At 72.9% G+C, this 26522-nt stretch carries 25 protein-coding genes; 11 read left to right on the top strand and 14 right to left on the bottom strand.

Annotation, left to right across the window (positions count from 1 at the left end):
- Window positions 1–96: 96 nt before the first annotated feature.
- The gene (locus O2V61_RS12435; RefSeq protein ID WP_269183620.1) at window positions 97–1080 is read right to left on the bottom strand and encodes a sugar ABC transporter substrate-binding protein; all 984 of its coding nucleotides are present in this window, start codon (window positions 1078–1080) and stop codon (window positions 97–99) included.
- 278 nt (window positions 1081–1358) lie between these two features.
- Here O2V61_RS12435 and O2V61_RS12430 point away from each other — a divergent pair, with 278 nt between their 5' ends.
- Both O2V61_RS12430 and O2V61_RS12425 read left to right on the top strand, forming a co-directional pair.
- Entirely contained in the window at window positions 1359–2417 is a 1059-nt protein-coding gene (locus O2V61_RS12430) for a Glu/Leu/Phe/Val family dehydrogenase (RefSeq protein ID WP_269184266.1), read from the top strand.
- A gap of 296 nt (window positions 2418–2713) precedes the next feature.
- Window positions 2714–2929 (top strand): DUF3073 domain-containing protein, encoded by a 216-nt coding sequence (locus O2V61_RS12425; RefSeq protein WP_269183619.1) that lies wholly within the window; start codon window positions 2714–2716, stop codon window positions 2927–2929.
- A 119-nt stretch (window positions 2930–3048) separates the two neighbouring features.
- On the opposite strand, the gene purM is transcribed toward O2V61_RS12425, so the two are convergent.
- The 4 genes from purM to O2V61_RS12405 form a co-directional block, all read right to left on the bottom strand.
- Entirely contained in the window at window positions 3049–4113 is a 1065-nt protein-coding gene (purM, locus tag O2V61_RS12420; RefSeq protein WP_269183618.1) for a phosphoribosylformylglycinamidine cyclo-ligase, read from the bottom strand.
- Window positions 4110–5669 carry an amidophosphoribosyltransferase gene (gene purF, locus O2V61_RS12415; RefSeq protein WP_269183617.1) on the bottom strand — a complete coding sequence of 520 codons (1560 nt, stop codon included), beginning with the start codon at window positions 5667–5669 and terminating at the stop codon, window positions 4110–4112. Before purF ends, purM begins: the two co-directional genes overlap by 4 nt.
- 74 nt (window positions 5670–5743) lie before the next feature.
- Window positions 5744–6352, bottom strand: a complete 609-nt coding sequence (locus tag O2V61_RS12410) for an MBL fold metallo-hydrolase (RefSeq protein ID WP_269183616.1) — start codon at window positions 6350–6352, stop codon at window positions 5744–5746.
- Entirely contained in the window at window positions 6349–7449 is a 1101-nt protein-coding gene (locus tag O2V61_RS12405) for an S-(hydroxymethyl)mycothiol dehydrogenase (RefSeq protein ID WP_269183615.1), read from the bottom strand. Before O2V61_RS12405 ends, O2V61_RS12410 begins: the two co-directional genes overlap by 4 nt.
- A gap of 238 nt (window positions 7450–7687) precedes the next feature.
- Between O2V61_RS12405 and O2V61_RS12400 the strand changes: the two genes are divergently transcribed.
- Window positions 7688–9103 carry an OFA family MFS transporter gene (locus O2V61_RS12400; protein ID WP_269183614.1) on the top strand — a complete coding sequence of 472 codons (1416 nt, stop codon included), beginning with the start codon at window positions 7688–7690 and terminating at the stop codon, window positions 9101–9103.
- Complete coding sequence (locus O2V61_RS12395; RefSeq protein ID WP_269183613.1) at window positions 9100–9222, top strand: MFS transporter small subunit; 123 nt, start codon at window positions 9100–9102, stop codon at window positions 9220–9222. Before O2V61_RS12400 ends, O2V61_RS12395 begins: the two co-directional genes overlap by 4 nt.
- Window positions 9223–9360: 138 nt before the next feature.
- Here the strand turns inward: O2V61_RS12395 and O2V61_RS12390 are convergent, their stop codons facing one another.
- From O2V61_RS12390 to purS, 4 genes are all read right to left on the bottom strand, one after another.
- Window positions 9361–9744: a sterol carrier family protein gene (locus O2V61_RS12390; RefSeq protein ID WP_269183612.1), complete on the bottom strand. Its 384-nt coding sequence runs from the start codon at window positions 9742–9744 to the stop codon at window positions 9361–9363.
- A 78-nt stretch (window positions 9745–9822) separates the two neighbouring features.
- Window positions 9823–12144 (bottom strand): phosphoribosylformylglycinamidine synthase subunit PurL, encoded by a 2322-nt coding sequence (gene purL / locus O2V61_RS12385; protein WP_269183611.1) that lies wholly within the window; start codon window positions 12142–12144, stop codon window positions 9823–9825.
- Window positions 12141–12812 carry a phosphoribosylformylglycinamidine synthase subunit PurQ gene (gene purQ, locus O2V61_RS12380; RefSeq protein ID WP_269183610.1) on the bottom strand — a complete coding sequence of 224 codons (672 nt, stop codon included), beginning with the start codon at window positions 12810–12812 and terminating at the stop codon, window positions 12141–12143. The genes purL and purQ overlap by 4 nt, the downstream gene beginning before the upstream one ends.
- Window positions 12813–12822: 10 nt before the next feature.
- The gene (purS, locus tag O2V61_RS12375; RefSeq protein WP_036336369.1) at window positions 12823–13071 is read right to left on the bottom strand and encodes a phosphoribosylformylglycinamidine synthase subunit PurS; all 249 of its coding nucleotides are present in this window, start codon (window positions 13069–13071) and stop codon (window positions 12823–12825) included.
- Window positions 13072–13267: 196 nt separating this feature from the next.
- Here purS and O2V61_RS12370 point away from each other — a divergent pair, with 196 nt between their 5' ends.
- Together O2V61_RS12370 and O2V61_RS12365 are read left to right on the top strand one after the other, a co-directional pair.
- The gene (locus tag O2V61_RS12370) at window positions 13268–14005 is read left to right on the top strand and encodes a PilZ domain-containing protein (RefSeq protein ID WP_269183609.1); all 738 of its coding nucleotides are present in this window, start codon (window positions 13268–13270) and stop codon (window positions 14003–14005) included.
- A gap of 143 nt (window positions 14006–14148) precedes the next feature.
- A complete protein-coding gene (locus O2V61_RS12365) occupies window positions 14149–14814 on the top strand; it encodes a PilZ domain-containing protein (protein ID WP_269183608.1) in 666 nt (221 codons plus the stop codon).
- 43 nt (window positions 14815–14857) lie between these two features.
- On the opposite strand, the gene O2V61_RS12360 is transcribed toward O2V61_RS12365, so the two are convergent.
- Both O2V61_RS12360 and purB read right to left on the bottom strand, forming a co-directional pair.
- Window positions 14858–15736, bottom strand: coding sequence for a phosphoribosylaminoimidazolesuccinocarboxamide synthase (locus O2V61_RS12360; RefSeq protein WP_269183607.1), 879 nt, complete (start codon window positions 15734–15736; stop codon window positions 14858–14860).
- Window positions 15733–17040 carry an adenylosuccinate lyase gene (purB, locus tag O2V61_RS12355; RefSeq protein ID WP_269183606.1) on the bottom strand — a complete coding sequence of 436 codons (1308 nt, stop codon included), beginning with the start codon at window positions 17038–17040 and terminating at the stop codon, window positions 15733–15735. The genes O2V61_RS12360 and purB overlap by 4 nt, the downstream gene beginning before the upstream one ends.
- Window positions 17041–17133: 93 nt before the next feature.
- Here purB and O2V61_RS12350 point away from each other — a divergent pair, with 93 nt between their 5' ends.
- Window positions 17134–18579: an AI-2E family transporter gene (locus tag O2V61_RS12350; protein ID WP_269183605.1), complete on the top strand. Its 1446-nt coding sequence runs from the start codon at window positions 17134–17136 to the stop codon at window positions 18577–18579.
- A gap of 146 nt (window positions 18580–18725) precedes the next feature.
- Here O2V61_RS12350 and purD read toward each other — a convergent pair whose 3' ends face one another.
- Complete coding sequence (gene purD / locus O2V61_RS12345; protein WP_269183604.1) at window positions 18726–19979, bottom strand: phosphoribosylamine--glycine ligase; 1254 nt, start codon at window positions 19977–19979, stop codon at window positions 18726–18728.
- A gap of 9 nt (window positions 19980–19988) precedes the next feature.
- Window positions 19989–20636, bottom strand: coding sequence for a GTPase RsgA (gene rsgA, locus O2V61_RS12340; protein ID WP_269183603.1), 648 nt, complete (start codon window positions 20634–20636; stop codon window positions 19989–19991).
- Window positions 20637–20740: 104 nt separating this feature from the next.
- Between rsgA and O2V61_RS12335 the strand changes: the two genes are divergently transcribed.
- Together O2V61_RS12335 and O2V61_RS12330 are read left to right on the top strand one after the other, a co-directional pair.
- Window positions 20741–21787 (top strand): glycerophosphodiester phosphodiesterase family protein, encoded by a 1047-nt coding sequence (locus O2V61_RS12335; protein ID WP_269183602.1) that lies wholly within the window; start codon window positions 20741–20743, stop codon window positions 21785–21787.
- A 71-nt stretch (window positions 21788–21858) separates the two neighbouring features.
- Window positions 21859–22026, top strand: coding sequence for a hypothetical protein (locus tag O2V61_RS12330; RefSeq protein WP_269170311.1), 168 nt, complete (start codon window positions 21859–21861; stop codon window positions 22024–22026).
- A 542-nt stretch (window positions 22027–22568) separates the two neighbouring features.
- On the opposite strand, the gene O2V61_RS12325 is transcribed toward O2V61_RS12330, so the two are convergent.
- Window positions 22569–23195, bottom strand: a complete 627-nt coding sequence (locus O2V61_RS12325) for a hypothetical protein (RefSeq protein ID WP_269183601.1) — start codon at window positions 23193–23195, stop codon at window positions 22569–22571.
- A 782-nt stretch (window positions 23196–23977) separates the two neighbouring features.
- Between O2V61_RS12325 and O2V61_RS12320 the strand changes: the two genes are divergently transcribed.
- A complete protein-coding gene (locus O2V61_RS12320) occupies window positions 23978–25135 on the top strand; it encodes a hypothetical protein (protein WP_269183600.1) in 1158 nt (385 codons plus the stop codon).
- Entirely contained in the window at window positions 25132–26463 is a 1332-nt protein-coding gene (locus tag O2V61_RS12315) for a deoxyguanosinetriphosphate triphosphohydrolase family protein (RefSeq protein ID WP_269183599.1), read from the top strand. The genes O2V61_RS12320 and O2V61_RS12315 overlap by 4 nt, the downstream gene beginning before the upstream one ends.
- Window positions 26464–26522 lie beyond the last annotated feature (59 nt).

Raw genomic sequence — 26522 nt, 5'->3', positions numbered from 1 at the left:
GCTCGGGCTTGACCAGCAGCCGCCGCCACGGGCCGACCCGGGCGACGCGTTCGTCGGCGCGCGCCGGCCCGTCGACGGGCGCCTCCCGGGTCGCGCTCAGCGGGTCCCTGCCGAGGCGAGCTCCGCGATCTCGTCGACGTTCTCGGCGTCGACGATCCCCGGACCGGTCAGCACGGGCTGGCCACCACCGACGGTGTTCAGGTTCTCCGCGTACAGCTTGAGCATCACGATCGGCAGGTAGCCCTGCTCGTACTGCTGCTGGTCCACGGCGAAGGAGATCGTGCCGTCCTGGATGGCGTCGATGACGTCGGCGTTGAGGTCGAAGGTGGCGATCGCGGCGTCGGAGCCGGCGTCGGCGGCGGCGGACGCCGCCACCGGCGCCACCGCGGAGTTCAGGGTCAGCACGGCGTCGATCGAGGAGTCGCTCTGCAGCTGCGAGGTGATCGTCGACTGGGCCGCCTGGATGTCGTTGATGTCCACCTGCAGCAGCCGGACGTCGGTGCCCAGCCCCTGCGAGGCGCCGGCACAGCGCTGTTCCAGGCCGATGTTGCCGGGCTCGTGCACCACGCAGAGCACGTTCTGCGCGCCGTCGGCGGCCAGCTGCTGCCCGGCGCCGATGCCGGCGACCGTCTCGTCCTGGCCGACGTGCCCGATCGCGCCGAACTCCGCCGACCGGTCCGCCCCGGAGTTGATCGTGACCACCGGGATGCCGGCGTCAGCTGCCGCGGTGATCGAGTCCTGCAGCGCGTCCGGGTTCGCCATCGAGACGACGATCCCGTCGACGTCCTGGTTGACCGCGGCCTCGATCAGCTGGGACTGGCGCTGCGGGTCACCGTCGCTCTGGTAGTCGACGCCCACGCCCAGGTCCTCACCGGCGGCCTCGGCACCGTTCTGCACGACGTCCCAGAAGGCGTCACCGGCCGACCCGTGGGTGACGACGGCGAAGTCGAGGTCACCGGAGGCGGTCGCACCGCCGCCGTCCCCGCTCTCGTCGCCCGCGCCGGAGTTCTCCGTGGAGCAGGCGCTCAGCAACAGGGGTGCCGCCAGGGCGAGTGCGAGCAGCCGCTTGGGTCGAGCCATCGTGTGCGTGTCCTCCTGTGTGGCGGCGCAGCGATGCCCCGCTGATGTCCTCCGCCGACCGGGCCTCGACTCGGCCCGCCCGGAGGAGTGTGCGGCACCGGGATCGGCCGGTGCCGTCGTGAGCCCCCGATCATGCCCGCCCGGGGGACCGGACACGGCACGGACCTCCGCACCGAGACCCCGTCGTTGCCGGGGCACGCCACCCGGCACCCCGACCCGGAGGCGGGCGGACGCAGGCGCAGCGACCCGCGGCTGCCTAGGCTGCCGGCGTGGACGTGATGGGCTCCGGGCACGAACAGGTCGTCTTCTGCTCCGATCCCGGGTCGGGGCTGCGCGCGGTGATCGCGGTGTACTCCACCGCGCTCGGCCCGGCGCTCGGCGGCACCCGGTTCTTCCCGTACGCCTCCGAGGAGGCCGCGGTGGCCGACGCGCTGGCGCTGTCGAAGGCGATGGCCTACAAGAACAGCCTGGCCGGCCTCGACCTGGGCGGCGGCAAGGCGGTGATCATCGGCGACCCGCGCACCGACAAGACCGAGGCCCTGCTGCGCGCCTACGGCCGCTTCGTGGAGAGCCTGGGCGGGCGTTACCTCACCGCCTGCGACGTCGGCACCTACAACGCCGACCTGGACGTCGTCGCCCGGGAGACCCGCTTCGCGCACGGTCGGTCCGAGGCCTTCGGCGGCTGTGGCGACTCCTCGGTGCTCACCGCCTTCGGGGTCTTCCAGGGCATGCGGGCCGCGGCCCAGCACCGCTGGGGCTCCCCGACCCTGGCCGGGCGCACCGTCGCCGTGGCCGGCGTGGGCAAGGTCGGCAGCTGGCTGGTCGACCGGCTGGTCACCGACGGCGCGTCCGTCGTCGTCACCGACGTCGACCCGGCCGCGGTCGCGCGGGTCCGGGCCCGGCACCCGCAGGTCTCCGCCGTCGCCGACACCGCCGCGCTGGTGCGCACGCCGCACGACGTCTACGCCCCCTGCGCCCTCGGTGGCGCCCTGGACGACGAGACCGTGGCCGTCCTGCCCGCCCAGATCGTCTGTGGCGGGGCGAACAACCAGCTGGCCCACGAGGGCACCGCCGAGCTGCTGCGCTCCCGGGGAGTCCTCTACGCCCCCGACTACCTGGTGAACGCCGGCGGCGTGATCCAGGTCGAGGACGAACGGCACGGGTTCTCCTTCGCCCGCGCCGAGTCCAAGGCCACCTCGATCTTCGACGTCGCGCTGCGGGTGTTCGCCGCAGCCGACGCCGAGGACGTCTCCCCGGCCGTCGCCGCCGACCGGCTCGCCGAGGAGCGGATGCGCTCGGTCGGGCGGCTGGCGACCATCCGGCTGCCCCGCTGCTGAAGGACCCCCTCACCCCCGGCCCCGTCCCGAGGCTCGTCCCGAGCGTGCGAGGGATGAGGAGGACGGGGTCCTTCCACTCGCGGCGGGCCCCTGCGAGGGGGCCGGGACAGCCGGATCGAGTGAGACCCCGGTCACATCCACCTCCGGATGAGGGTCCTGCGGGGTGCGCCGTGTGCTCGTGACCGATCCGTGTCGTAAGCTCGGCCAAGGACACAGTCACTCAGTCGGGGTCGCCACACGGGCCGTCCAGCCCAGTGCTGGAGACGACCCGCACTCCGTCACGAGGGGGTCGAGCCATGGGGCGCGGCCGAGCGAAGGCCAAGCAGACACGCGTGGCCCGTGAGCTCAAGTACAGCTCACCCAACACCGACCTCACTGCCCTCCAGCGAGAACTGGCTGGACAGCCGTCGTCGTTCCCCTCTCGGGGGCCGAAGGACGACGACGAGGACGACACGCACGCCGGGAGCTGGTCGCAGGAAGACGAGGACGACGACTGGGCTGCCAGTCGTTGACCCGCTGAGCCCGCGACCCATCCCCTGAGACACGGCAGCACCGCTCCTCCTCCGGGAGGAGCGGTGCTGCCGTGCGTGCTGGACCAGCCGGCCCATGCCAGGGCCGGCCGGTGGCCGGCTCAGCGGTAGGAGCCGACCAGCCGGGCCGAGGCCTCTCCGTCGTGTGCGCCGACCGTGCCGCCCACCCATGCCGGGACGCCCCGGGCGACGAGCAGCTCGACCGCCCGGTCGGCGTGCTCGGCAGCGACCGCGGCCACCATGCCGACCCCGCAGTTGAAGGCCCGCTCGGACTCCGCGCGGGGGACGCCGTGCTCCTCCAGCAGCCGCACCACCGCAGGCAGCGCCCAGGTGCCCCGGTCCAGCACCGCCTCCAGCCCGGCCGGGACGACACGGACGGTGTTGCCGGCCAGCCCGCCCCCGGTGATGTGGGCGAAGGCGTGCACCGTCTCCACGCCCAGCTGCTCGACCAGGGCCAGGCAGTCGCGGGCGTAGATGCGGGTGGGCTCGAGCAGTTCGTCCCCGAGCGGGCGTCCCAGGCCGGCCGGGGTGCCGGTCAGGTCCAGCCCGGCCCGGTCGACGACCCGGCGCACCAGCGAGTAGCCGTTGGAGTGCAGCCCGGAGGAGGCCATGGCGACGACGACGTCGCCGGCGCGCACCCGCTCCGGCCCGAGGACGGCGTCGGCCTCCACGACCCCGACCGCGGTGGCGGCCAGGTCGTAGTCGTCCGCGCCCATGAGGTCGCCGTGCTCGGCGGTCTCCCCGCCCACCAGTGCGGCACCGGCCTGCGTGCAGCCCTCGGCGATCCCGGTGACGATGGCGGCGATCCGCTCCGGCACGACGCGACCGCAGGCGACGTAGTCCTGCAGGAACAGCGGCTCGGCCCCGCAGGCGACCAGGTCGTCGACGACCATGGCGACCAGGTCGATCCCGACGGTGTCGTGCCGGTCCAGCGCCCGGGCCAGCGCGATCTTGGTGCCCACGCCGTCGGTCGAGGAGGCCAGCAGCGGCTTGCGGTACTTGGCGGTGTCCAGGGCGAACAGCCCGGCGAACCCGCCCAGCCCGCCGACGACCTCCGGGCGGTTGGTCTTCTCCACCGCCGCCCGCATCAGGGTGACGGCCCGCTCGCCGGCGTCGATGTCCACGCCGGAGGCGGCGTAGGTCAGCTCGCCCTCGGAGGCCGTCACGGCCGGCTCAGCGCGTCGTCGGCCCCGCCGGGGAGCATCGGGCTGCCCGCCTGCTGGCCGGTCCAGCCGGTGACCGCGGTGGCCTCCTCGGTCAGGGCCCGGCGGCCGATGCCCTCGAGGAGGTGCTTGCCCAGCACCTCCGGCTGCCCCAGGGAGATCGGGTACTCGCCGGTGAAGCAGGCCGTGCACAGCCGGTTGGCCGGCTGCTCGGTGGCCGCGATCAGCCCCTGCTCGGAGACGTAGCCCAGCGAGTCGGCGTTGATCGAGGCCCGGACCCCGTCGACGTCCAGCCCGTTGGCGACCAGCTCGGCCCGGCTGGCGAAGTCGATGCCGTAGAAGCACGGCCACTTCACCGGCGGGGAGGCGATCCGCACGTGCACCTCGAGGGCGCCGGCCTCGCGGAGCATCCGGATCAGCGCCCGCTGGGTGTTGCCGCGCACGATCGAGTCGTCGACGACGACCAGGCGCTTGCCCCGGATGACGTCGCGCAGCGGGTTCAGCTTCAGCCGGATGCCCAACTGCCGGATCGTCTGGCTGGGCTGGATGAACGTGCGCCCGACGTAGGAGTTCTTGACCAGGCCCAGGCCGTAGGGGATCCCGGAGGCCTCGGCGTACCCGACCGCGGCCGGCGTGCCGGACTCGGGCACCGGGATGACCAGATCGGCCTCCACCGGGTGCTCCTTGGCGAGCCGGCGGCCGATCTCGACGCGGGCGGCGTGCACGCCGCGGCCGGAGATGGTGGTGTCCGGCCGGGCGAGGTAGACGTACTCGAAGACGCAGCCCTTCGGATCGGCGACGGCGAAGTGCTGGCTGCGCAGGCCGTCCTCGTCGATGGCGATCAGCTCACCGGGCTCGACCTCACGGACGAACGAGGCGCCGCAGATGTCCAGTGCCGCCGTCTCGCTGGCGACGACCCAGCCCCGCTCCAGCCGGCCGAGGACCAGCGGCCGCACGCCCTGCGGGTCACGCGCGGCGTAGAGGGTGTCCTCGTCCATGAAGGTGAAGCTGAACGCCCCTCGCAGGCGTGGGAGCACCTCCATCGCCGCCGCCTCGACCGACATGTCGGGCTTGGCCGCGATCAGCGAGGTGACCAGGTCGGAGTCGTTGGTCGCGACGAACGCCCCGGCCACGCCCTCGTCGGCCGCGGCGCTGGCGAGCTCGGCGGTGTTGACCAGGTTGCCGTTGTGGCACAGCGCCAGCCCGGTGCCCGCCCCGGTGGTGCGGAACGTCGGCTGGGCGTTCTCCCAGGTGGAGGCCCCGGTGGTGGAGTACCGGGCGTGGCCGACGGCGATGTGGCCGCGGAGGCTGCCCAGGGTCGGCTCGTCGAACACCTGGCTGACCAGGCCGAGGTCCTTGTAGACCACGACGGAGGAGCCGTCGGACACCGCGATGCCGGCCGCCTCCTGACCGCGGTGCTGGAGGGCGTACAGGCCGAAATAGGTCAGCTTCGCGACCTCTTCCCCGGGAGCCCAGACCCCGAAGACGCCACAGGCGTCCTGGGGACCAGGGTCGTGGGGGTCGAGGTCGTGCGTCAGCCGTCCGTCACCGCGAGGCACGGGTGCGAGCGTACCGGCTGCGCCGACCTCCCCCGGGTGGGACCGCTCACTCGGGGGAGGACGACGACGCTCGCTCAGGCGATGTTGCCCAGCTCGGCGTTGACCGTGGTGTCGTCGCCGTGACCGGTCTTCACCACGGTGTCACCGTGCAGCGTCATCAGCCGGTCGGTGATCGAGCGCAGGATGGTCGGCTTGTCGCTGAACGACCGGCCGGTGGCCCCGGGACCACCGCAGAACAGCGTGTCGCCGGTGAAGACGGTGGCCAGGTCGGGCGCGTGCAGGCAGGTGCTGCCCGGGGAGTGCCCGGGGGTGTGCAGCGCGTGCAGCTGCACACCCGCCACGGTGAGCCGGGTGCCCTCGACCAGGTCCTCGTCGGGTGCGGTGTCCGGGTGGACGACGTCCCAGAGCATCCGGTCGGCGGGGTTGAACCAGATCGGGGCCCCGGTGGCCTCGCGCAGGGCCACCGCCGCGGTGATGTGGTCGTTGTGCCCGTGGGTGAGCACGATCGCGGTCACCCGGCGCCCGGCGATCGCCTCGATGATCGGGGCGGCGTCGTGCGGGGCGTCGATGACGACCACCTCGTCGTCGTCCCCGACCAGCCAGACGTTGTTGTCGACGTCGAAGTCCTGCCCGTCGAGGCTGAACACCCCGCTGACGACGGCCTGGTCGATCCGGACGCTCACTTCTCGGCCCCCTCGAAGACGACCACGGAGCGCAGCACGTCACCGGCGTGCATCTTGTCGAAGGCGGCTTCGACGTCCCCCAGCCCGATCGTCTCGCTGACGAAGGCGTCGAGGTCGAACCGGCCCTGCAGGTACAGGTCGATGAGCATCGGGAAGTCGCGGCTGGGGAGGCAGTCGCCGTACCAGGAGGACTTCAGCGCCCCGCCGCGGCCGAACACCTCGATCAGCGGCAGCTCGATCGTCATGGTCGGGTTCGGCACGCCGACCAGGACGACGGTGCCGGCCAGGTCCCGGGCGTTGAACGCCTGCTCGTAGACCGCCGGGTGCCCGACTGCGTCGATCGCGACGTCGACCCCGAAGCCGCCGGTGAGGGCCTTGATGGCCTCGACCGGGTCGGTCTCCTTGGAGTTCACCGTGTGGGTGGCGCCCATGCCCTTGGCCCACTCGAGCTTCTTGTCGTCGACGTCGACGGCGATGATCGTGCCCGCACCGGCCAACCGGGAGCCGGCGATCGCCGCGTCGCCCACGCCGCCGCAGCCGAAGACGGCGACGGAGTCGCCGCGGCCCACGCCGCCGGTGTTGATCGCGGCGCCGACGCCGGCCATCACGCCGCAGCCCAGCAGGCCGGCGGCGGTGGGCTTGGCCGCCGGGTCGACCTTGGTGCACTGGCCGGAGTGGACCAGGGTCTTCTCGGCGAACGCGCCGATCCCCAGCGCCGGGGACAGCTCGGTGCCGTCGGCCAGCGTCATCTTCTGCGCGGCGTTGTGCGTGTTGAAGCAGTACCAGGGCTTGCCCTTCGTGCACGCCCGGCACTCGCCACAGACCGCGCGCCAGTTCAGCACCACGTAGTCACCCACCGCCACGTTCGTGACGCCCTCGCCGACCGCGGAGACCACGCCGGCCGCCTCGTGACCCAGCAGGAACGGGAACTCGTCGTTGATCCCGCCCTCCCGGTAGTGCAGGTCGGTGTGGCAGACCCCGCAGGCCTGGACGTCGACCACCGCCTCACCCGGGCCCGGGTCGGGGACGATGATCGTCTCGATGGTGACCGGAGCACCCTTGCTCAGGGCGACGACGCCCTTGACCTCGTACGACATGCGGCCAGCCTAGGGAACAGGACGGCCGTTCCGCGCCCCGCTCCCACACCGTGGAAACAACGGTTGTGCGTGCAACGAATTGGTCTCAGCCTCACCCTGCTGGGGCCCAGGATGCAGCCGGAATCGTCACAGCGTCGTACGGTGCCCTTCGGCCGCGACCTGTGTCACACCTGTGGACGGGCCGCGATCGGGTTGCGTCCGTCCGGGCGCGCCGTTCCCGTACCTCGGAGGTCGTTCCGTGGCAGTACCCAGCTTCCTGGCCCGGGAGCGCATCATCGCGAAGCCCGGGTTCAACCGGTGGCTCATCCCGCCGGCCGCACTCGCCGTGCACCTGTGCATCGGCCAGGCCTACGCCACCAGCGTCTACAAGGCCGCCCTGGTGTCGCACTTCGACTCCACCCTCACGGCCATCGGGATCATCTTCTCGATCGCCATCGTGATGCTCGGGCTCTCGGCCGCCGTCTTCGGCACCTGGGTGGACCGCAACGGCCCGCGCGCGGCGATGTTCACGGCCGCCTGCTTCTGGTCGGTCGGCTTCCTCGTCGGCGCCCTCGGCATCTCGACCAACCAGCTGTGGCTGGTCTACCTCGGCTACGGCGTCATCGGCGGCATCGGCCTGGGCATCGGCTACATCTCGCCGGTCTCCACGCTGATCAAGTGGTTCCCCGACCGCCCGGGCCTGGCCACCGGCATGGCGATCATGGGCTTCGGTGGTGGCGCGCTGATCGCCTCGCCGCTGTCCCGCCAGCTGATGAACTGGTACGACCCGGCCTACGACGGCACCATCGGCACCACCCCGGACGGCGGCGCGGTCGCCGGCCTCTTCGTCACCCTGGGCCTGATCTACCTGGTCTTCATGATGTTCGGCGCCTTCATCGTCCGGGTGCCCGCCGACGACTGGAAGCCGACCGGCTTCGACCCCTCGGCGGCCAAGCCGAAGGCCATGGTCACCAGTGAGAGCGTCTCGGCCGGCAACGCCATCAAGACCCCGCAGTTCTGGCTGCTGTGGACCGTGCTGTTCTGCAACGTGACCGCCGGCATCGGCATCCTGGAGCAGGCCGCGCCGATGATCCAGGACTTCTTCCGCAACGGGGAGACCTCCACGGTCGCCGCTGCCGCCGCCGGCGGCTTCGTCGGGCTGCTCTCGCTGTTCAACATGGCCGGCCGGTTCGTGTGGTCCTCGACCTCGGACTTCATCGGCCGCAAGGGCATCTACATGGTCTACCTGGGCGTCGGCCTGGTGCTCTACGTCCTGCTGGCCACCATCGGCAGCAGCGCCATCTGGCTGTTCGTCGCGCTCGCCGCGATCATCATCAGCTTCTACGGCGGTGGCTTCGCGACCGTCCCGGCCTACCTGCGCGACCTCTTCGGCACCTACCAGGTCGGTGCCATCCACGGCCGGCTGCTGACCGCTTGGGCTGCCGCCGGCATCGCCGGCCCGCTGATCGTCAACGGCGTCCTGGACGCTCAGGGCACCCCGGGCCAGCTCGTCGCCGCCGACTACCGGCCGGCGCTGTTCATCATGGTCGGCCTGCTCGCCGTGGGCTTCGTCGCCAACCTGCTGGTGAAGCCGGTGGCGGACAAGTGGCACGAGCCGCACGCCACCACCCCCGCCACCGCCCGCGCCAACCCCGAACGGAGCACCACCCGATGAGCGAGCAGAGCAGCACCCCGACCGGTCTGGTCGCCTTCGCCTGGGCCCTGGTGGGCCTGCCGCTGGTGTACGGGCTGGTGCAGACCATCCGCACGGCCAGCGCGCTCTTCACCGGCTGAGCCAGCCGCACCACCACACAGCGCCCCCTCTGCCCCTTGGCAGAGGGGGCGCCGTCGTCTCTGTGCCGTCGAGTGCGCAGTACCGGTCGCCCGACACGGCGTGTCCGGCCGTGTCGGCGACCTCAACTGCTCAGTCGGTCAGCGCAGCGGGCGCAGCGGCAGGTGCTCGGAGAGGTCCGCGCGGTTGCCGCTGGCGGTGACCTTCCCGTCGGCGAGCGCCTCCGCCCAGGTGAGCCGGCCGGTGGCCAGCCGCAGCCAGGTCGCCGCGTCGGTCTCCACCACGTTGGGCGGGGTGCCGCGGGTGTGCCGGGGCCCGGGGATGCACTGGACGGCGACGAACGGCGGCACCCGCACCTCGACCGAGCGGCCGGGCACGTGCTGGGCCAGCCAGCGGGCCGAGGTCTTCACCGCCGCCCCCAGCGCGGCCCGGGGCGGCTGCTCGCCCTCGCCGGCCAGCCAGGCGGCGGTGGGGGCCACTGCGGCCTGCAGGTCCTCGGCCGAGATCGGCGGGACGCCGGCCATCAGCCCCGCACCGCCACGGCAGTGACCGCCACGACGGGGTGGGCGCCCAGCGGCTGGACCAGCACGGCAGGCCGCGGGTCAGCTGGTCGGGACGGTGCCCGCCGGCACGGTGCCCACGGCGACCTCCGGGCTGCCGAACAGCGCCGGCAGGGTCGCCGTCCACGCCGCCCGCAGCTCGGCCAGCGGCAGCTCCAGCAGGCCGTCGAGCACCAGGGCGTCACCGCCCGTCGTCCCGAGCTCGGTGACCGGCACGCCCGCCGCATCGGCCGCGGCGCGGACCCCAGCCGGGTCGGTGGTGGTGACGACGACCCTGGCCACGGACTCACCGAACAGCGCCGCCGTCGGGTCACCGGGCACGGTCAGCCGGGCGCCGGTGCCGTACCGCAGCGCCGACTCGGTCAGCGCCTGCGCGAGTCCGCCGTCGGCCAGGTCGTGCGCGGAGCTGACCTGCCCGCCGGCCGACAGGGAGGCCAGCAGCTCGCCCAGAGACCGCTCGGCGGCCAGGTCCAGCCGGGGCGGCAGCCCGCCCAGGTGGCCGTGGACGACCGCGGCCCAGGCCGACCCACCGAACTCCGGCCGGGTCTCCCCCAGCAGCAGCACGGCCTCGCCGTCGGCCCGCCAGCCGGTGGGCACCCGGCGGGTGACGTCGGCGTGCACGCCCAGCACCCCGATCACCGGGGTCGGGTTGATCGCCACGTCGCCGGTCTGGTTGTAGAGGCTCACGTTGCCACCGGTGACCGGCAGGCCGAGCTCGCGGCAGCCGTCGGCCAGACCGCGCACGGCCTCGGCGAACTGCCACATCACCTCGGGGTTCTCCGGAGAGCCGAAGTTCAGGCAGTTGGTGACCGCCAGCGGCCTCGCACCGGAGACGGCGACGTTGCGGTAGGCCTCGGCCAGGTTCAGCTGCGCGCCGGTGTAGGGGTCGAGCCGGGCGAACCGGGCGTTGCCGTCCAGCGACAGCGCGATGCCCAGGTTGCTGGTCTCGTCGATCCGCAGCACGCCGGCGTCCTCGGGCTGGGCGAGCACGGTGTTGCCGCGCACGTAGCGGTCGTACTGCTCGGTGACCCAGCTCTTGTCCGCGCCGTCCGGGCTGGAGACGACGGCGAGCCAGTCGGCGCGCAGGTCGGCCGAGGACGACGGCGGGGTGTCCGCCTGCAGCGCGTCCAGGTCGGCCGGGCGGGCCATCGGCCGCTCGTAGCGCGGCCCCTCCAGGGCGACGGTGCGCGGCGGGACGTCGACGATCCGCTCGCCGTGCCAGTCGATGGTCAGCCGCTCGCCGTCGGTGACCTCACCGATGACGGTGGCCAGCACGTCCCACTTGCGGCAGACGGCGAGGAAGTCCTCGACCTTCGCCGGCTCGACGATCGCGCACATCCGCTCCTGCGACTCGCTCATCAGGATCTCGGCGGGGGTGAGGGTCGAGTCGCGGAGCGGGACGGCGTCCAGGTCGATCGCCATGCCCCCGGAACCGGCGGCGGCCAGCTCGCTGGTCGCGCAGGAGATGCCGGCGCCACCGAGGTCCTGGATGCCGGTGACCAGGCCGGCGGCGAAGATCTCCAGGCAGGCCTCGATCAGCAGCTTCTCGGTGAACGGGTCGCCGACCTGCACGGCCGGCCGCTTGGCCGGGCCCTCGGCGTCGAAGGTCTCCGACGCGAGGACCGAGACGCCGCCGATGCCGTCACCACCGGTGCGGGCCCCGAAGAGCACCACCTTGTTGCCGGTGCCCTCGGCCTTGGCCAGCTGCAGCTCCTCGTGCCGCAGCACGCCGACGCACAGGGCGTTGACCAGCGGGTTGCCCGCGTAGGTCTCGTCGAAGAGCAGCTCGCCGCCGATGTTGGGCAGGCCCAGGCAGTTGCCGTAGCCGCCGACCCCGGCGACCACGCCGGGCAGCACCCGGGCGGTGTCGGGGGCCTCGGCGGCACCGAAGCGCAGCGAGTCCATCACGGCGATCGGGCGGGCGCCCATGGTCAGGATGTCCCGGACGATGCCGCCGACCCCGGTGGCCGCGCCCTGGTAGGGCTCGACGTAGCTGGGGTGGTTGTGCGACTCGACCTTGAAGGTGACCGCCCAGCCCTCGCCGACGTCGACGACGCCGGCGTTCTCGCCCATGCCGACCAGCAGGACGTCGCTCTTCGGCAGGTCACCGAACCTGCTCAGGTGCACCTTGGAGGACTTGTAGGAGCAGTGCTCGCTCCACATCACCGAGTACATCGCCAGCTCGGCGGTGGTCGGCCGGCGGCCGAGGATCTCCCGGATCCGGGCGTACTCGTCGGCCTTCAGGCCGAGCTCGGCGTAGGGCTGCTCGTCGTCGGGGCGCTGGGTGGCCAGCTCGACGGTGTCCAGGCGGTTCGTCCGGCCCGGGGCGGTGTCGAGCTCGGAGAGACCCTCGGTGGCGCTCACGCGGCGACCATCGCGGTGAGCACGGAGGTGAAGAAGCCCAGGCCGTCGGTGCTCGGGCCGGTGAGGGCCTCGACCGCGTGCTCGGGGTGCGGCATCAGCCCGACCACCCGCCCGTCGGCGCTGGTGACCCCGGCGATGTCGCGGGAGCTGCCGTTGGGGTTGCCGTCGACGTAGCGCACCACCACCCGGCCCTCGCCCTCCAGTCGGTCCAGGTCGGCGTCGGCGGCCACGTAGCGGCCCTCGCCGTTCTTCACCGGGACGACGATCCGCTGCCCCTGCTCGAACGACGTCGTCCACGCGGTGTCGGCCCGCTCGACGAGCAGCCCCTGGTCGCGGTTGCGGAAGTGCAGGTGGCTGTTGCGGGTCAGCGCCCCGGGCAGCAGCCCGGCCTCGCAGAGCACCTGGAAGCCGTTGCAGATGCCCAGCACCGGCAGGCCGCCGTGCGCCGCGGCCACGACGTCGGCCATCAGCGGCGAGCGGGCGGCGATCGCCCCGGCGCGCAGGTAGTCGCCGTAGGAGAACCCGCCGGGCAGGACGACGGCGTCGACGTCCTTCAGGTCGTGGTCGCCGTGCCAGAGGGACACGGGCTCGGCGCCGGCGAGCCGCACGGCGCGTGCGGCGTCGACGTCGTCCAGGGAACCCGGGAAGGTGATGACACCGATGCGCACTGGGTCTCTCTCAGTCGGTGGTGCGAGCGGGGAGGTGCAGCTCGACGTCCTCGATGACGGGGTTGGCCAGCAGCGTCTCGGCGATCTGCCGGAGCTCGGCCTCGTCGGGTTCGCCGTCGACCTCGAGCACGAAGTGCTTGCCCTGGCGGACGCTGCGCACCCCGGTGTGGCCGAGCCGGCCGAGGGCGCCGAGCACGGCCTGCCCCTGGGGGTCGGAGATCTCTGGCTTCAGGACGACGTCGACGACCACCTGGGACACGCCGATGAGGGTACCTGGGGGGCCAGGAGCACCTCGACGACCGATCGGCCGGGCATGACACGCCGCGTTCGCGCTCTCCTCCCCAACGGAACGGGTCTGGACCGATACACCATGCGCGAGTGCCCCGGTCCGCCGCAGAGCTGGCCCGGACACCGACTGGGATGGGTCAAACAGCGGCACATCGAGGAGACACGACATGGCAGCAGGCGGCGTTCCGGGCGAGGACCATCCCGAGGAGCGGGGGCTCGTCGAGCTCCTGCTCAGCGACCGGGGCGTCGTCCTGGTCAGCTGGGTGGAGCGGCTCGAGGGCAAGGAGATGGTGGTCACCGCCGGACGGGACCGGAGCCAGCGGTCCGTCCGGCTGGACGTCGGTGACCGGGTCGAGATGATCTGGAAGGGGGCCGGCGAGCTGCGTGCGGTGCCGACCCGGCTGGTGGCCGTCGAGGGGGCGGGCAGCGACACCTCCTGGCGGCTGGCCACCACCGGTCCGGCCGGCCGGGGGCAGCGACGGGCGGCCGTCCGCGCCGCCATCGCACTGCCGGTGACGGCCACCCACGGCGGCACCACCCTGACCGGGACGACGGTGGACATCAGCGAGGGCGGCATGCGGGCCGTCTTCCGGCCACCGGCCACCGGCGGTGTCCGGCTGCGCGGGGTCACCAGGTCCGACGGCCTGCCGGCCGAGCTCGCGGGCGGCGACGCCCCCGCCGCGGGAGTGCGCGCCTTCGGCGTCGGCGACGTCCTGGACGTCGTCGTCCAGCTGGGTGCCGGGGAGGTGGCGGCCCAGGTCGAGACCATCCGCGTCCACCGGCGCGAGGACGAGTGCTCCGAGCTGTCCGTCCGGTTCATCGGGCTGTCCGAGAAGGACCAGGACTCCGTCCGCGCCCGGGTGTTCGCCGGGCTGCGCGAGCTGCGTCAACGCGGGCTGCGCTGACCGGCGGCAGGCCCGGCCGGCGGCCCGACGCCTGACCCGAACGGGTGCGGCCGACCGCCGCGGGCCTGCCCGGACCCGGTCGTGCGGGCGAGGATCCCTCCACGAGAGCACTGCTCCACGTGGAGGAAGGGGGACTGTCAGGCATGGTCGCGGGACAGCCAGGCGTCGACCATCCGGCCACCTGGACGGGGCTCAGCGTGCTGCCCCTGGGCCAGGACGAGGCGCTCACCGCCCGGGTCCGCCGGGAGAGCGAGTCGTTCCTCTTCCTCAGTGCACCGCGCAACGCCCTCGGGGAGATCGCCCCCTTCGTCGAGCGCGACATGCTGGAGGTGTCCTGGCAGGCCGACGACGGACTCCGGTCCGTCCCGGCCGAGGCGGTCGCGGTCGCCGCCGACGGCCTCTGGAAGGTCGAGGTCACCGGCCCGGCCAGCAGGATCCAGCGACGGGAGGCCGTCCGCGCCCCCATCGGGCTGTTGGTGACCCTCTCCTGGGACCGCGCGACGCTGGTCGGGAGCACCGCCGACCTGAGCGAGGGCGGTCTGCTCGCCGTCTTCCGCCCGCACGGCGACCTGGGCGTCAGCATCCCCTTCCCGAGGAAGGGCCAGCCGCTGCTCCTCACGCTCGACCTGTACTCCGACGAGCTCGTCACCGAGGTGGCGGTGGTCCGCCGCCGGCCCCGCGAGGACAACCTGCACGAGTGGTCGCTGCGCTTCGTCGACCTGCCCGAGCGCGCCGCCGACCTGATCCGCTCGCACGTCTTCACCGCGCTGCGCAACGCCCGCGCCCGCGGCATCACCGCCATCTACTGAGCCACCAAAATGGCCATTCTGGTGGCGAGGGTGGCGGGGTGGCTCAGCGCCAGGGGAGGCCGGTGAGCTGTTCGTATGCCCTGACGTAGCGGTCCCGGGTGGCGGCGACGACGTCCTCGGGCAGCTCCGGCGGCGGGGACGCCCGGTCCCAGCCGGAGGTGGTCAGCCAGTCCCGGACGTACTGCTTGTCGAAGGAGGGCTGCGGGGCCCCCGGCGACCAGGTCATCGCCGGCCAGAACCGGGAGGAGTCGGGGGTGAGCACCTCGTCGCCGAGCACCAGGGTCTCCCCCGCCGTCCCGAACTCGAACTTGGTGTCGGCCAGCACGAGCCCCGCCTGCTCGGCGATCTCCGCCCCCCGGCGGTACAGCGCCAGGGTGAGCGACCGCAGCGCCTCTGCCCGCTCGGCGCCGACGGCCTCGACGACCTGGGCGAACCCGATCGCCTCGTCGTGCTCGCCGACCTCGGCCTTGGTCGAGGGGGTGAAGACCGGCTCGGGGAGCCGCGAGCCCTCGACCAGACCGGCCGGCAGCGGGACGTCGACGATCGCGCCCGTGCGCTGGTAGGCGACCGTGCCCGACCCGGACAGGTAGCCGCGGGCCACGCACTCCACCGGCAGCATCTCCAGCCGGCGGACCAGCATCGACCGGCCGGTCAGCTCCTCCGGCACGCCGACGGCGAGCAGTTCGTCGCCGGATGCCAGCAGGTGGTGCTCCGCGCCGTGCTCGGCCAGCACCGGCGCCAGCTGCTCGAACCACCACACCGACAGTGCGGTGAGCACCCGGCCCTTGTCCGGGATCGGCGTGGGGAGCACGTGGTCGTAGGCGGAGACCCGGTCGCTGGCGACCAGCAGCAGCCGGTCGTCGTCGACCGCGTGGACCTCGCGGACCTTGCCCCGGGCGACGAGGTCGAAGGGCAGGCTCACGACAGCGCGGCCAGCCGGTCGAACAGCGGGCCCAGGTTCGCCACGTACTGCTCGGGCCGGCAGATCTCGTCCAGCCGGGCCTCGTCGAGGGCGACGTCGTCGGCCGCTGCCCGCTCGCGCAGCGTCTGCCGGAACGGCGTCCCGTCCTGCCAGGTGCGCATCGCCGCGGACTGGACGAGCGCGTAGGCCTGCTCGCGGCCCATCCCGCCCTCGACCAGCTCCAGCAGCACCGACGAGGTGTAGATGAGCCCGCCGGTGGACTCCAGGTTGGCGCGCATCCGGTCGGCGTCGACGACCAGGTTCTCCACCAGCCCGGCGGTCAGGTCCAACAGGTAGTCGGTGGTGATCGCCGCGTCGGGCAGGAACACCCGCTCGGTGGAGGAGTGCGAGATGTCCCGCTCGTGCCAGAGCGGGATGCCCTCCATCACCGGCACGATCGCCGCGCGCACGACCCGGGCCAGCCCGGCGATCCGCTCGGAGCGGATCGGGTTCTTCTTGTGCGGCATCGCGCTGGAGCCCTTCTGCCCCGCGCCGAACGCCTCGCTCAGTTCCCGCACCTCGGTGCGCTGGCCGTGGCGCACCTCCAGGGCGATCGCCTCGCAGACCGTGGCGATGATGCCCAGCGCGGACACCCACTCGCTGATCCCGTCGCGCAGCACCACCTGCGTGGAGGCGTCGGCGGCGCGCAGGTCCAGCGCCTCGGCGACGGTGACCTCGACCGAGGGGTCGATGAGGGAGTACGTGCCGACGGCGCCGGAGATCGCGACCACGCCGACGGCCTCGCGGGCCCGGCGCAGCCGGTCCCGGGACCGGGCGGCGGCGAAGGCCAGGTCGGCGACCCGGTGGCCCCAGACGTCGGGCTCGGCGTGCACGCCGTGGGTGCGGCCGACCTTGATCGTGCCGCGGTGGGCCAGGCCGTGGTCGCGCAGCGCGACCACCAGCCGGTCGGCCTTGGCCAGCAGCACGTCGGTCGCGTCGGTGAGCTGGACGGCGAGCGCGGTGTCCAGCAGGTCCGAGGAGGTCATGCCGTGGTGCACGTAGGCCGCGGCCGAGCGCGGCTCGGTGTTGTCGGCCCAGGCAGTGAGGAAGGCGATGACGTCGTGCTGCGTCGTCTCCTCGATCTCCGCGACCCGCTCAGGGGTGGGCGGCGGCGCGTTGCGCACCGGCTCGACGACGTCGGCGGGCACCCGCCCGGCGGCCGCGTGCGCCTCCAGCACCAGCGTCTCGACCCGGCACCACAGCTCGTACTTGTGCTGGTCACTCCAGACCCGGCCCATCTCGGGCAGGGTGTACCTGTCGATCATGCGAGTACCGCTTCGGTCTGCTCAGCTCGGCGCACCACGGCCCCATCCTCTCGCACCGCTGCGGGCGGGCCCCCATCAGCTCGGAGGAGAAGGATGTTGCAGCGGGCCAGGCACGTCGTCGACCGAGCCAGGGAGCGCATCCGGGCCGCCGCCGAGCACGACCCGCACGCCTGGCCCGACGGCACCGTGCTCGTCCTCCAGGACGGCAGCCGTGCCGTCGTGGACCACGTGGAGGAGCCGCTCCCGGGCAACGGTCACCACGCCACCAGTGCACCCCGCGACGCCACTCCTCTCGCCCTCGGCAGCCCGCACCCCGACGCCCCGGACGTCGACGTCGCGGGCGGGGTCAGCGGCCCCCCGACCCCCGGTGGTGCACCGCCGGCGCCCGGCCGGGACCGGGCCCGGGGCAGCCTGCTGGCCCCGAGGGAAGCGCCGCGGGCCGTCGAGCGGGACGTCCCCCGCGGGTTGCGGGTCGCCGCGGCCTGGTCCTGGCGGACGGTGGCCGTGGTGGCCGCGCTGTACCTGCTGCTGCGCGCAGCCGGCTACGTCGCCGTCGTCATCGTGCCGGTCATCGTGGCGCTGCTGCTCGCCGCGCTGCTCCAACCGGGAGCGGCCTTCCTGCGGCACCGCGGCTGGCCGACCTCCCTGGCCGCGCTGACCATGCTCGTCGTCGGCGTGGGCGTGGTCGCGGGGATCGTCACGCTCGTGGTCGAGGAGTTCGTCGCCGGCTACGCCGACCTGGTGTCCCAGGTCGACGAGGGGCTCACCCAGGTCCAGGACTTCGTCACCCGCACCTTCCCGGTCACCGACGGCCAGATCACCGATGCGCTGGAGAGCGCGAGCCAGTCCATCGCGGACAACCAGGACGTGCTCACCTCCGGCGCGCTGACCACGGCGGCGACCGTGGGCGGGGTGCTCACCGGCGCGCTGCTGACCCTGTTCACCCTCTTCTTCTTCCTGCTCGACGGCCGGCAGATCTGGCTGTGGGTGGTCGGGCTGACGCCGCTGGACTCGCAGGCCCACCTGGACGAGGCGGCCCGGCGGTCCTGGCGCACGCTGATCTCCTACGTGCGGGCCACCGTCGGGGTCGCCGCCTTCGACGCCGTCTTCATCGGCATCGGCCTGGTCTTCCTCGGGACGCCGCTGGTCGTGCCGCTCGCCGCGCTGGTGTTCCTCGGCGCGTTCGTCCCGATCATCGGGTCGTTCCTGGCCGGCACGGTGTCGGTGCTGGTCACCCTGGTCGCCGTCGGGCCGGTCCGGGCACTGATCGCCCTGGGGATCATCGTGCTGATCATGCAGCTGGAGAGCCACGTGCTCCAGCCGCTGCTGCTGGGCCGCGCGGTCTCGGTGCACCCGCTGGCCGTCGTCCTCGGCATCGCCGCCGGGCTGCTGATCGGCGGGGTCTTCGGTGCGCTGATCGCCGTCCCGGTCATCGCCTGCGGCAACGTGGCGGGCACCTACCTGTCCCGGCGGCACGAGGGCCCCCGGCCACCCCAACCGGACACCCGCCGAGCCCGCCGGCCGGTCACCGCACGCTGACGCCGGCGGTTCGACGGGGGCTGAGCCGGGTCAACCCGCCCGGGACGACGTCGAGCCGCGGCAGCACGCGGCTCAACCCCTGCCCAGGCGGCTCAACCCCTGCCGGCGCGGCTCAACCGCCCTCGCGGAGGACGGCCGACCGTCGCTCAGGTGGTGATGCGGCCCTCGACGGCGGCGAGGGCGATGTCGGTGCGCCAGTGGGCGTCGGCCAGCCGGACCGAGGCCAGCCGCTCGTAGACGGTCTGCCGCGCCGCAGCCAGGTCCTCGCCGACCGCGGTGACCGAGAGCACCCGGCCACCGGCCGAGTGCACCAGGCCGTCGGGACCCAGCGCCGTCCCGGCGTGCAGCACGCCCTCGCCGTCGGCGCCGGTGATCGGGTCGCCGACGCGCGGCCGCTCGGGGTAGCCCGAGGCGGCGACGACGACGGTGACCGCCGCCCCGTCCCGCCAGCGCAGCGGCGGCTGCTCGGCCAGCGTGCCGGTGGCCGCGGCGTACAGCAGCCCGGCCAGCGGGGTCTCCAGCAGCGGCAGCACGACCTGGGTCTCCGGGTCGCCGAACCGGGCGTTGAACTCCACCACCCGCACGCCGCGCGAGGTCAGCGCCAGCCCGGCGTAGAGCAGGCCGCTGAACGGCTCCCCGCGGCGGGCCATCTCGTCGATCGTGGGCTGCAGGACGGTGGCGCGGACCTCTTCGACCAGGCCCGCGGGCGCCCAGGGCAGCGGTGCGTAGGCGCCCATGCCGCCGGTGTTCGGGCCGCCGTCGCCGTCGTCCCGGCGCTTGTGGTCCTGGGCGGGCAGCAGCGGCACCACCGTCGTCCCGTCCGACAGCGCGAACAGCGACACCTCCGGGCCGTCGAGGAACTCCTCGATCAGCACCGAGTGCCCCGCGCCCAGCACGGCCTGCCCGTGTGCGACGGCGGCCGCACGGTCGGTGGTGACCAGCACGCCCTTGCCGGCCGCCAGCCCGTCGTCCTTGACGACGTAGGGGGCGCCCGCCTCGTCCAACGCCGTCTCCAGCTCGGCCTCGCCACCGACGGCCGAGAACTGCGCCGTCGGCACCCCGGCGGCGGTCATCACGTGCTTGGCGAAGGCCTTGGAGCCCTCGATCTGGGCGGCCTGGGCCGAGGGGCCGAAGCAGGCGATGCCCGCCTCGCGCACCGCGTCGGCGGCGCCGGCGACCAGGGGCACCTCCGGGCCGACCACGACCAGGTGGGCCTGCCACTCGACGGCGAGGGCGCTCACCGCGGCCGGGTCGGCGGCGTCGAGGGGGAACGCCTGGGCCAGGGTGACGGTGCCGGCGTTCCCCGGCGCGCAGGCCAGCGCCGTGACGGCGGGGTCGGACTGCAGAGCCACGCACAGGGCGTGCTCCCGGGCACCGGAACCGATCACGAGGACGCGCACCGGGCGAACCTACCCACCCCGCCGCCAAGGGCAGAAATGGCCATTTCTGCCCGGGGGGTCAGCGGCCGGGGCGGGCGCGTCGCTGGCGGTGGAGCGCGCGCACCCGGGCCGACTCGGCCGCGCGGGCCCGTCCGGGACGAGGTCCCGCACGGCGGCGAGCCCGCTGCCGGTGACCGCGCTGACCGGCAGCACGTCGACGCCGACGGCGTCCTCGGCCACCTCGGCGACCGCCGCCGGCACGTCGGTGCACAGGTCGGCCTTGGTGAGGACGACGACCGGCGTCGCCCCGCTGGCCCAGGCCAGGGCGAGGTACCGCTCGATCCGGCGGAGCCGCGCCGCCGCGCCCAGGGCGTCGACCACGAACACGACGTCCACGTTCGCCGCCACCACCTGGGGTGCCGAGCTGCGGCCGGCGGCCGTGCGCACGACGGCGGTGCGTCGCGGCAGCACCCGCACCGCCTGGTCGCCGCGCAGCGGGACCCAGTCCCCGACCGCCGGCGCGGTCCCGTCGTGCAGCCCGCCGGCGCAGCTCACCCGGCGTTCGGCCCCAGCGGTGAGCACGGTGAGCAGGCCCCGGTCGACCCGGGCCACCTCGCTGTCGTCGTCGGCCGCGTGGGCAGGCACGTCGTGGTGTCCGTCGACTGAGAGATCACTCACATGGGGCATGCTCGTCTCCAGGTGAGCGGCTTGTCCCCCGATTTGTCCCCATGAAGTCGGCGCGCGTTCAGACCCCGGACAGGGAACTGGGTTTCCCTGGAGCCATGCAGGAGACCGGCCTGAAGGCCGTTCACTCGCCCCGCCGAGAGCGCTCACCGCGCATCATCGGGCACCGTGGTGCACCCAGCTACCGGCCCGAGCACACCGTGGCCAGCTACGAGCTGGCGATCGACCTCGGTGCCGACCTGATCGAGCCCGACGTCGTGGTGACCCGCGACGGCGTCCTCGTGGCCCGCCACGAGAACGAGCTGTCCCGGTCGACCGACGTGGCGCAGCACCCGGAGTTCGCCGACCGCCGCCGCACCCAGGAGGTGGACGGCGAGGAGCTGACCGGCTGGTTCAGCGAGGACTTCACCCTCGCCGAGCTGCGCACCCTGCGCGCGGTCGAGCGGCTGCCCGGGATGCGGCCGATGAACACCGCCTACGACGGCCGGTTCGGGATCCTCACCCTGGCCGAGGTGGTCGAGGTGGCCCGCCGCCGGTCCACCCCGGGCCACCAGGTGCGGGTGCAGGCGGAGCTGAAGTGCCCGTCCTGGTTCGCCGCGCAGGGGCTGCCGATGACCGAGCTGGTCGCCGCAGAACTGCGCCGGCTGGACGCCGCCCGGGTCGACGGCTCCGTCGTCGTCATGGCGTTCGAGCAGCAGGCGCTGCGCGAGCTGCGGACCGACCTCGGCAGCAACGGCCCCCGGCTGGTGCAGCTCATCGAGGAGGAGGGCATCCAGGACGCCCTGGTCACCCCCGCCGGCCTGCGCGAGGTCTCGACCTACGCCGACGGGATCGCCCCGCACAAGGGCCGGATCCTGCTGCACGGCGCCGACGGCGGTCTCGTCGGCGTCTCGGACCTGATCACCCAGGCGCACCGCGCCGGTCTCACCGTCGAGCCGTGGACGCTGCGGCCGGAGAACGTCTTCCTCCCCAGCCACCTGCGTCGCGGTGGGGACCCTCTCGGGCTGGGCGACGCCCAGACCGAGGCCCGGCTGCTCTTCGCCCTCGGCGTCGACAGCGTGATCACCGATGCTCCGGAGACCGCCCACCGCGCCCGCGCCGAGCTCTCCGCCACCGCCATGGCACCGGTGCGCCCCCGGGTCTGACCGGCCTCGCCCGGCGGGCGGACCGGACGCGGTCGATGGCGGCGGCGATCGTGCGCTGGTTGACTCGCGCCATGACGTCGATCCCGGAGCCGGACTCCCCCCTCGACCCGGACCAGCCCGTGCCCGACGACGCGGGCGAGCTCCTGCCGGACACCCCGGAGACGCTGCCGCCCCCGCCGATCGAGTCCACCCCCGACGACCCCGGCGGCGACCCCGGCAGCGTCCCTGAGCCCGCCTGACGCCGACACACGGGCACGCCGGGCAGCCCGGGGACGGGTCGAGCCAGCCGACGACGCAGGCCGAGGACGCGCGGGTGAGCCGACCCCGGAACGCCACCCCCGCGTCGCCGCGAGGCGACTTTGGGAGGACGGCACGCGGGCCGGAGGCCCCTGCCTTCATCCCACCAAGCGGCCCACCTCAAGCCGGGAACGGCTCGGTTGAGTCGACGCCGAAACGCCACCCCCGGGTCGCCGTGAGGCGACTGTGGGAGGGCGGCACGGGGGCCGGAGGCCTCCTGCCGTCATCCCACGAAGCGGCTCAGCGCGGCCGGGAAACGGCTCCTGGCCGCGGTGCGGCCCGGAGGGTCGCCATGAGCAACGTCGCCGCGAAGCGGCTGTGGGTCGGGGACGCGGGGGCCGGAGGCTCTCCGGCCCCGACTCACTGAGCGGCTCACCGCGGGCCGGGGACGACCGCTGGCCGCGGTGAGGTCCGGAGGACCTCAATCCCCCGTGTCCGGGGTCCCACCGCTGAGGTGGCGCGCGTAGGCCGCCTAACGGCCTAGCTAGCCGCTCGCTGGCCCGGCGGGCCGCTTCACGACCGCGACGTCCGGTAGTACCAGCCCGCTCTCGCCCATCCGCCAGGCTCCGATCTCGACCGCTCGCTCGACGTAATTGTTGGCCCATATCGAACCGCCGGGCCGGTAGGCGCCGTGGTCGCCGCGAGCCTCTAGACCATCCCGGAACCGCGCGGTGTACGTCTCGCGGGCTGCGATGAGGCCAGGGGTCGCCGCGTCATCTGTGGCCGCGCTCATCAGCCGCGCGCGGATCTCGTCGGCCTCGGCCTCGAGCTTCGCCGTTTGAGCGGATTGGGTGCGTACCTGCTCCTCAGCCAGATCGGCTTCTGCCGACTTGGACCGGGCGGCGGCCTCCGCACGTTCCGTCACGCCGATGCTGCGCTCCTGCGCCTCGATCTTCATGGTCGACCCCTCGTGCCAGTCCTTCCGGAACTTCACGAGCGCCGATGCACCGCCTCGACCCGCGCCCAAGAGAGCGACCACCCAGGCGAGTGCCAGCCCGACGGACGGCACCACCTCAAGGTCGATCACGAGTGGGGAGCCGTATCGGATCCTCAGCACCGATGGACGGTCGGTCTCCACGAGAACATCGACCGTGGGCAGGCTCCCCTTCATGGCGCCATCTGGCCAGATTCCGTACCGGCGGCGGGGATCACGCCCGCGGGGTTCGCCTGTCGGGCCGTGCGGGCGCCCCTCGGGCACCGGGGCTGCCTCGTAGCCCGGCAGAGTCGCCAGCGCGCTCAGGGCAAGCAGGCCCTCCACGACGCTTAAGACTTCCGCGACGGCTCGAAGCCCAATCTTGGCCGGAGCACCGGGCCAGCTCAGCCGTAGGGCGTCACGCGGCGCGGTGCCGGTCGCGTCCCGGACAAGGCGAAGCCAGTCGCGTGCCGAGTCGCCTGAGGCCATGGGCCTGAACTCCCCCCGCCGATCCCCAGTCTGGCGGACCGCCGGGGAGCAATCATTATGCGGCGGCGCGCCGCCTGCGGAATACGGCCCGAGGTTGGCATCGCCCTCTCAAGGCGCAAGTCACGACCGCGGCGCCCCGCCGCCAGGTGGCCTGGCGGCGGGGCGCTTCCATGCCGCCAGCATCGTGCGGCCTGCCCCATCGGTCGGAGCAGGTCGAGCGATCACCCGAAGCCCGCGAGGTCGCCCGCGTCTGCGATGCAGATCACACAACCACCCGCTGACCGCCCAGTCCCCCAGTCGGACCGCCTAGTTCCGACACCCCGTGAACGCGTTGACCTGCACGTCTTCGCCGTCATCTGTCACGACGGAGCGACAGTCCGTCATGACAGGTATCTATTCAGCCTGTAGACCAGCGGAAACGCGATCCGTCCACAGGCGCGAAACAGCTCCTGCTTCCTGCTAGCTTCGAGAGGTCAAACAGGGGAGCAGCTGTGTCAGATGACATCGAGGTCGCGGTCGCGGCAGGGGTCACCACCCGCGCCCGCCCGAGATCGCGGCTGTCGCAGGCAGATATGCCGCTCTACCCGCTCCTGGACCTCTACCCCATCCCCGAGGCCCTTCTCCGGCTCGGCGCACCGCATCGCGCGGTGGACCCAGCAGAGCTAGCCCAGGAGATGGGCGAAAGCTCTACTAGCTCTGTGTTCCGCAGCACCACGGCGGCCTGCGTCGCCTACGGGCTGACGGAAGGGGGGGCACAGGCGGACGCGATTAGCCTTACCGACCTCGGACGGCGGTTGATCTTGCCGGCCAGCGCTGAGGAGGCACACGCGGCCGCACTTGAGGCGCTGCAGCGGCCGCGGCTGATGGGCGACATGCTGCGCAAGTACGCAGAACGCCCGTGGCCGCCCGACCGCATTCTTCAGCGGCGGTTGCTCGAAGCTCGCTACCCCGCTCAGCAAATCTCGCGGGCGATCCCGGTGATCAATGGCAACGTCCGCGACTTCCACCTGCTCGACCGATCCGGCGATGGGCAACCCATCCTGCGCATCGACTTCACCGCAGGGGCCACCCCCAAACCGCCAGGAGCCAGCCCCGTGCAGGAGATCGCTAGCTTCACCTCACCCTCCCACTTCTCGGACAGCTTCGCGGAGACCATGGCCCAGCTGGAGCCCCATCACGGCGGATCTCAAGCATCTGAGGCGGCGCTAGCCCGCCGCGCCGGGGAGCCGGAACGCGTATTGGCGACGCGGGCAAGGGTGTATCTGTCGGTCCCGGTGGACAGTCCCCTGATCGGCCAGCTAGGCGAGATACTGGCCTTCGGTGGCTACGTCCCGGTCTTCCCCTCGGAGGAGCCTGGGCCAGCTCTGTCTCCCGAGATCATGAAACGGATGCGCGGCTGCTCTGCGGCGGTCGTAGACCTGCGGCCGAACCTGGAGCGACCGCCTGAGGCCGACGACGAGTCGCTGATGCGCATCGGGGCCGCCGTCGCGCTGTGCGGTGACCGCACCGTCTTCCTGTGCCCGAAGGCGACGGCCATGCCGGCAGCCGTGGAGCACCTGCCGCACGTCCACTACACCGGCGATTCGCTCGACTACGAGTCCACGATGGGCCTCGTGCGCGTCTTCAACAAGATCGGGGGACACTGGTGACCGAAGGCAGCCCGCATGACGAAGCGTCGACGCCTGACAAGCGAAGCGATACCGAGCATGACGCCGACCGCGTCCTTTACTCGGACGGCTTCCGAAGGCTCGGCGGGGTCACTCAGGTGGTGGCGGTTGGCGAGATGCCGCTGTTCCACAACCGCCTCACCCACACGCTGAAGGTGGCGCAGATCGCCCGGCGGCTGGCCCAGCACCTGAGCCGGGCCGACGGCAGCGAGGCGAAGTTGGCCCCGTGGGGCGGCATCGACGTTCCGGCCGCAGAGGCGGCTGGCCTCGGGCACGATCTCGGCCACCCGCCCTTTGGCCATGTCGGCGAGACCGTCCTGAACGAGCGGTGCGAGAAGCACGGTCTCGACGGGTTCGAGGGCAATGCCCAGACGTTCCGACTGGTCACCAAGCTGTTGCGGGGCGGCAATTACGCCACCCCGGGGCTCGATCTCCAGGCCCGCACGTTGAACGGGCTGATCAAGTACCCACGGCTCCGCCCTGAGGGGCAGACCGGGTCTCACTTCAAGTGGAACGCGTACCCCACTGAGCGGCGAGCGTTCGACGACGCGCGGGAGGGCAGCGAGGAGGGCGCGAAGAGCCTGGAAGCTGCCGTAATGGACTGGGCTGACGACGTGACCTACGCGGTGCACGACCTGGAGGACTTCCTGCGCGCTGGAAGGGTCCCGATCGCCAGGCTGCTGGACCCCGACGGCCGGGAGATGACGCGGTTCGTCGCGGCAGCGACCAACCAGCTCTCGCCGCGCGATTCGTCATTCGACCCGGAGCGGGCGGAGGAGTCGTTCCGCTTCGTCGGCAAGACGTTCCTCAGCCGGTCCAAGTACTACCGGGGGACCGCCGGGGACTTGGCAGCCCTCCAGCAGGCCTCGGGCGAAATGATCAACAGCTTCATCGGCGCCGTCCGAGTGGGCGACCTGCATGAGCCGGTGCGGGTTCCTTCGCAGACGCTGTACGCAGTGAAGATGCTTAAGCAGCTGCCGTGGTACTACGTCATCCACGACCCGGCTCTCGCGACCATGCAGGAGGGCAACCGCCGGCTGGTGGGAGAGCTGTTCGACGACCTGCTCGAGTGGCTTCCGCGGGCCCACGCAGACCGCGAGCCCTACCGGATACCGAAGCGGCTGCTCGACCTGTGGTCAGCTTCGGAGGAGGAAGTCGGGAACGAGACCTACCTAGATGAGACGGCGCGGGCAGCACGCTGCGTGGCGGACTACATCGCGATGTTGACCGAGGCCCAGGCCATCGACATGCACGGCCGACTCCGCGGCCGAACCGGCCAGTCCGCTTTGGACTCGTGGATGGCGTACTAGAAGAGAGGCCGGAGCCGGTGGTCGCCCGTGAGCGTGAGGCGCCCCTCAGAGAGAAGGCC

Origin of the sequence: Modestobacter sp. VKM Ac-2985, from assembly GCF_026967925.1 — a bacterium.
Lineage (GTDB): Bacteria > Actinomycetota > Actinomycetes > Mycobacteriales > Geodermatophilaceae > Modestobacter.
This window is presented reverse-complemented; position numbering and strand designations above follow the sequence as displayed.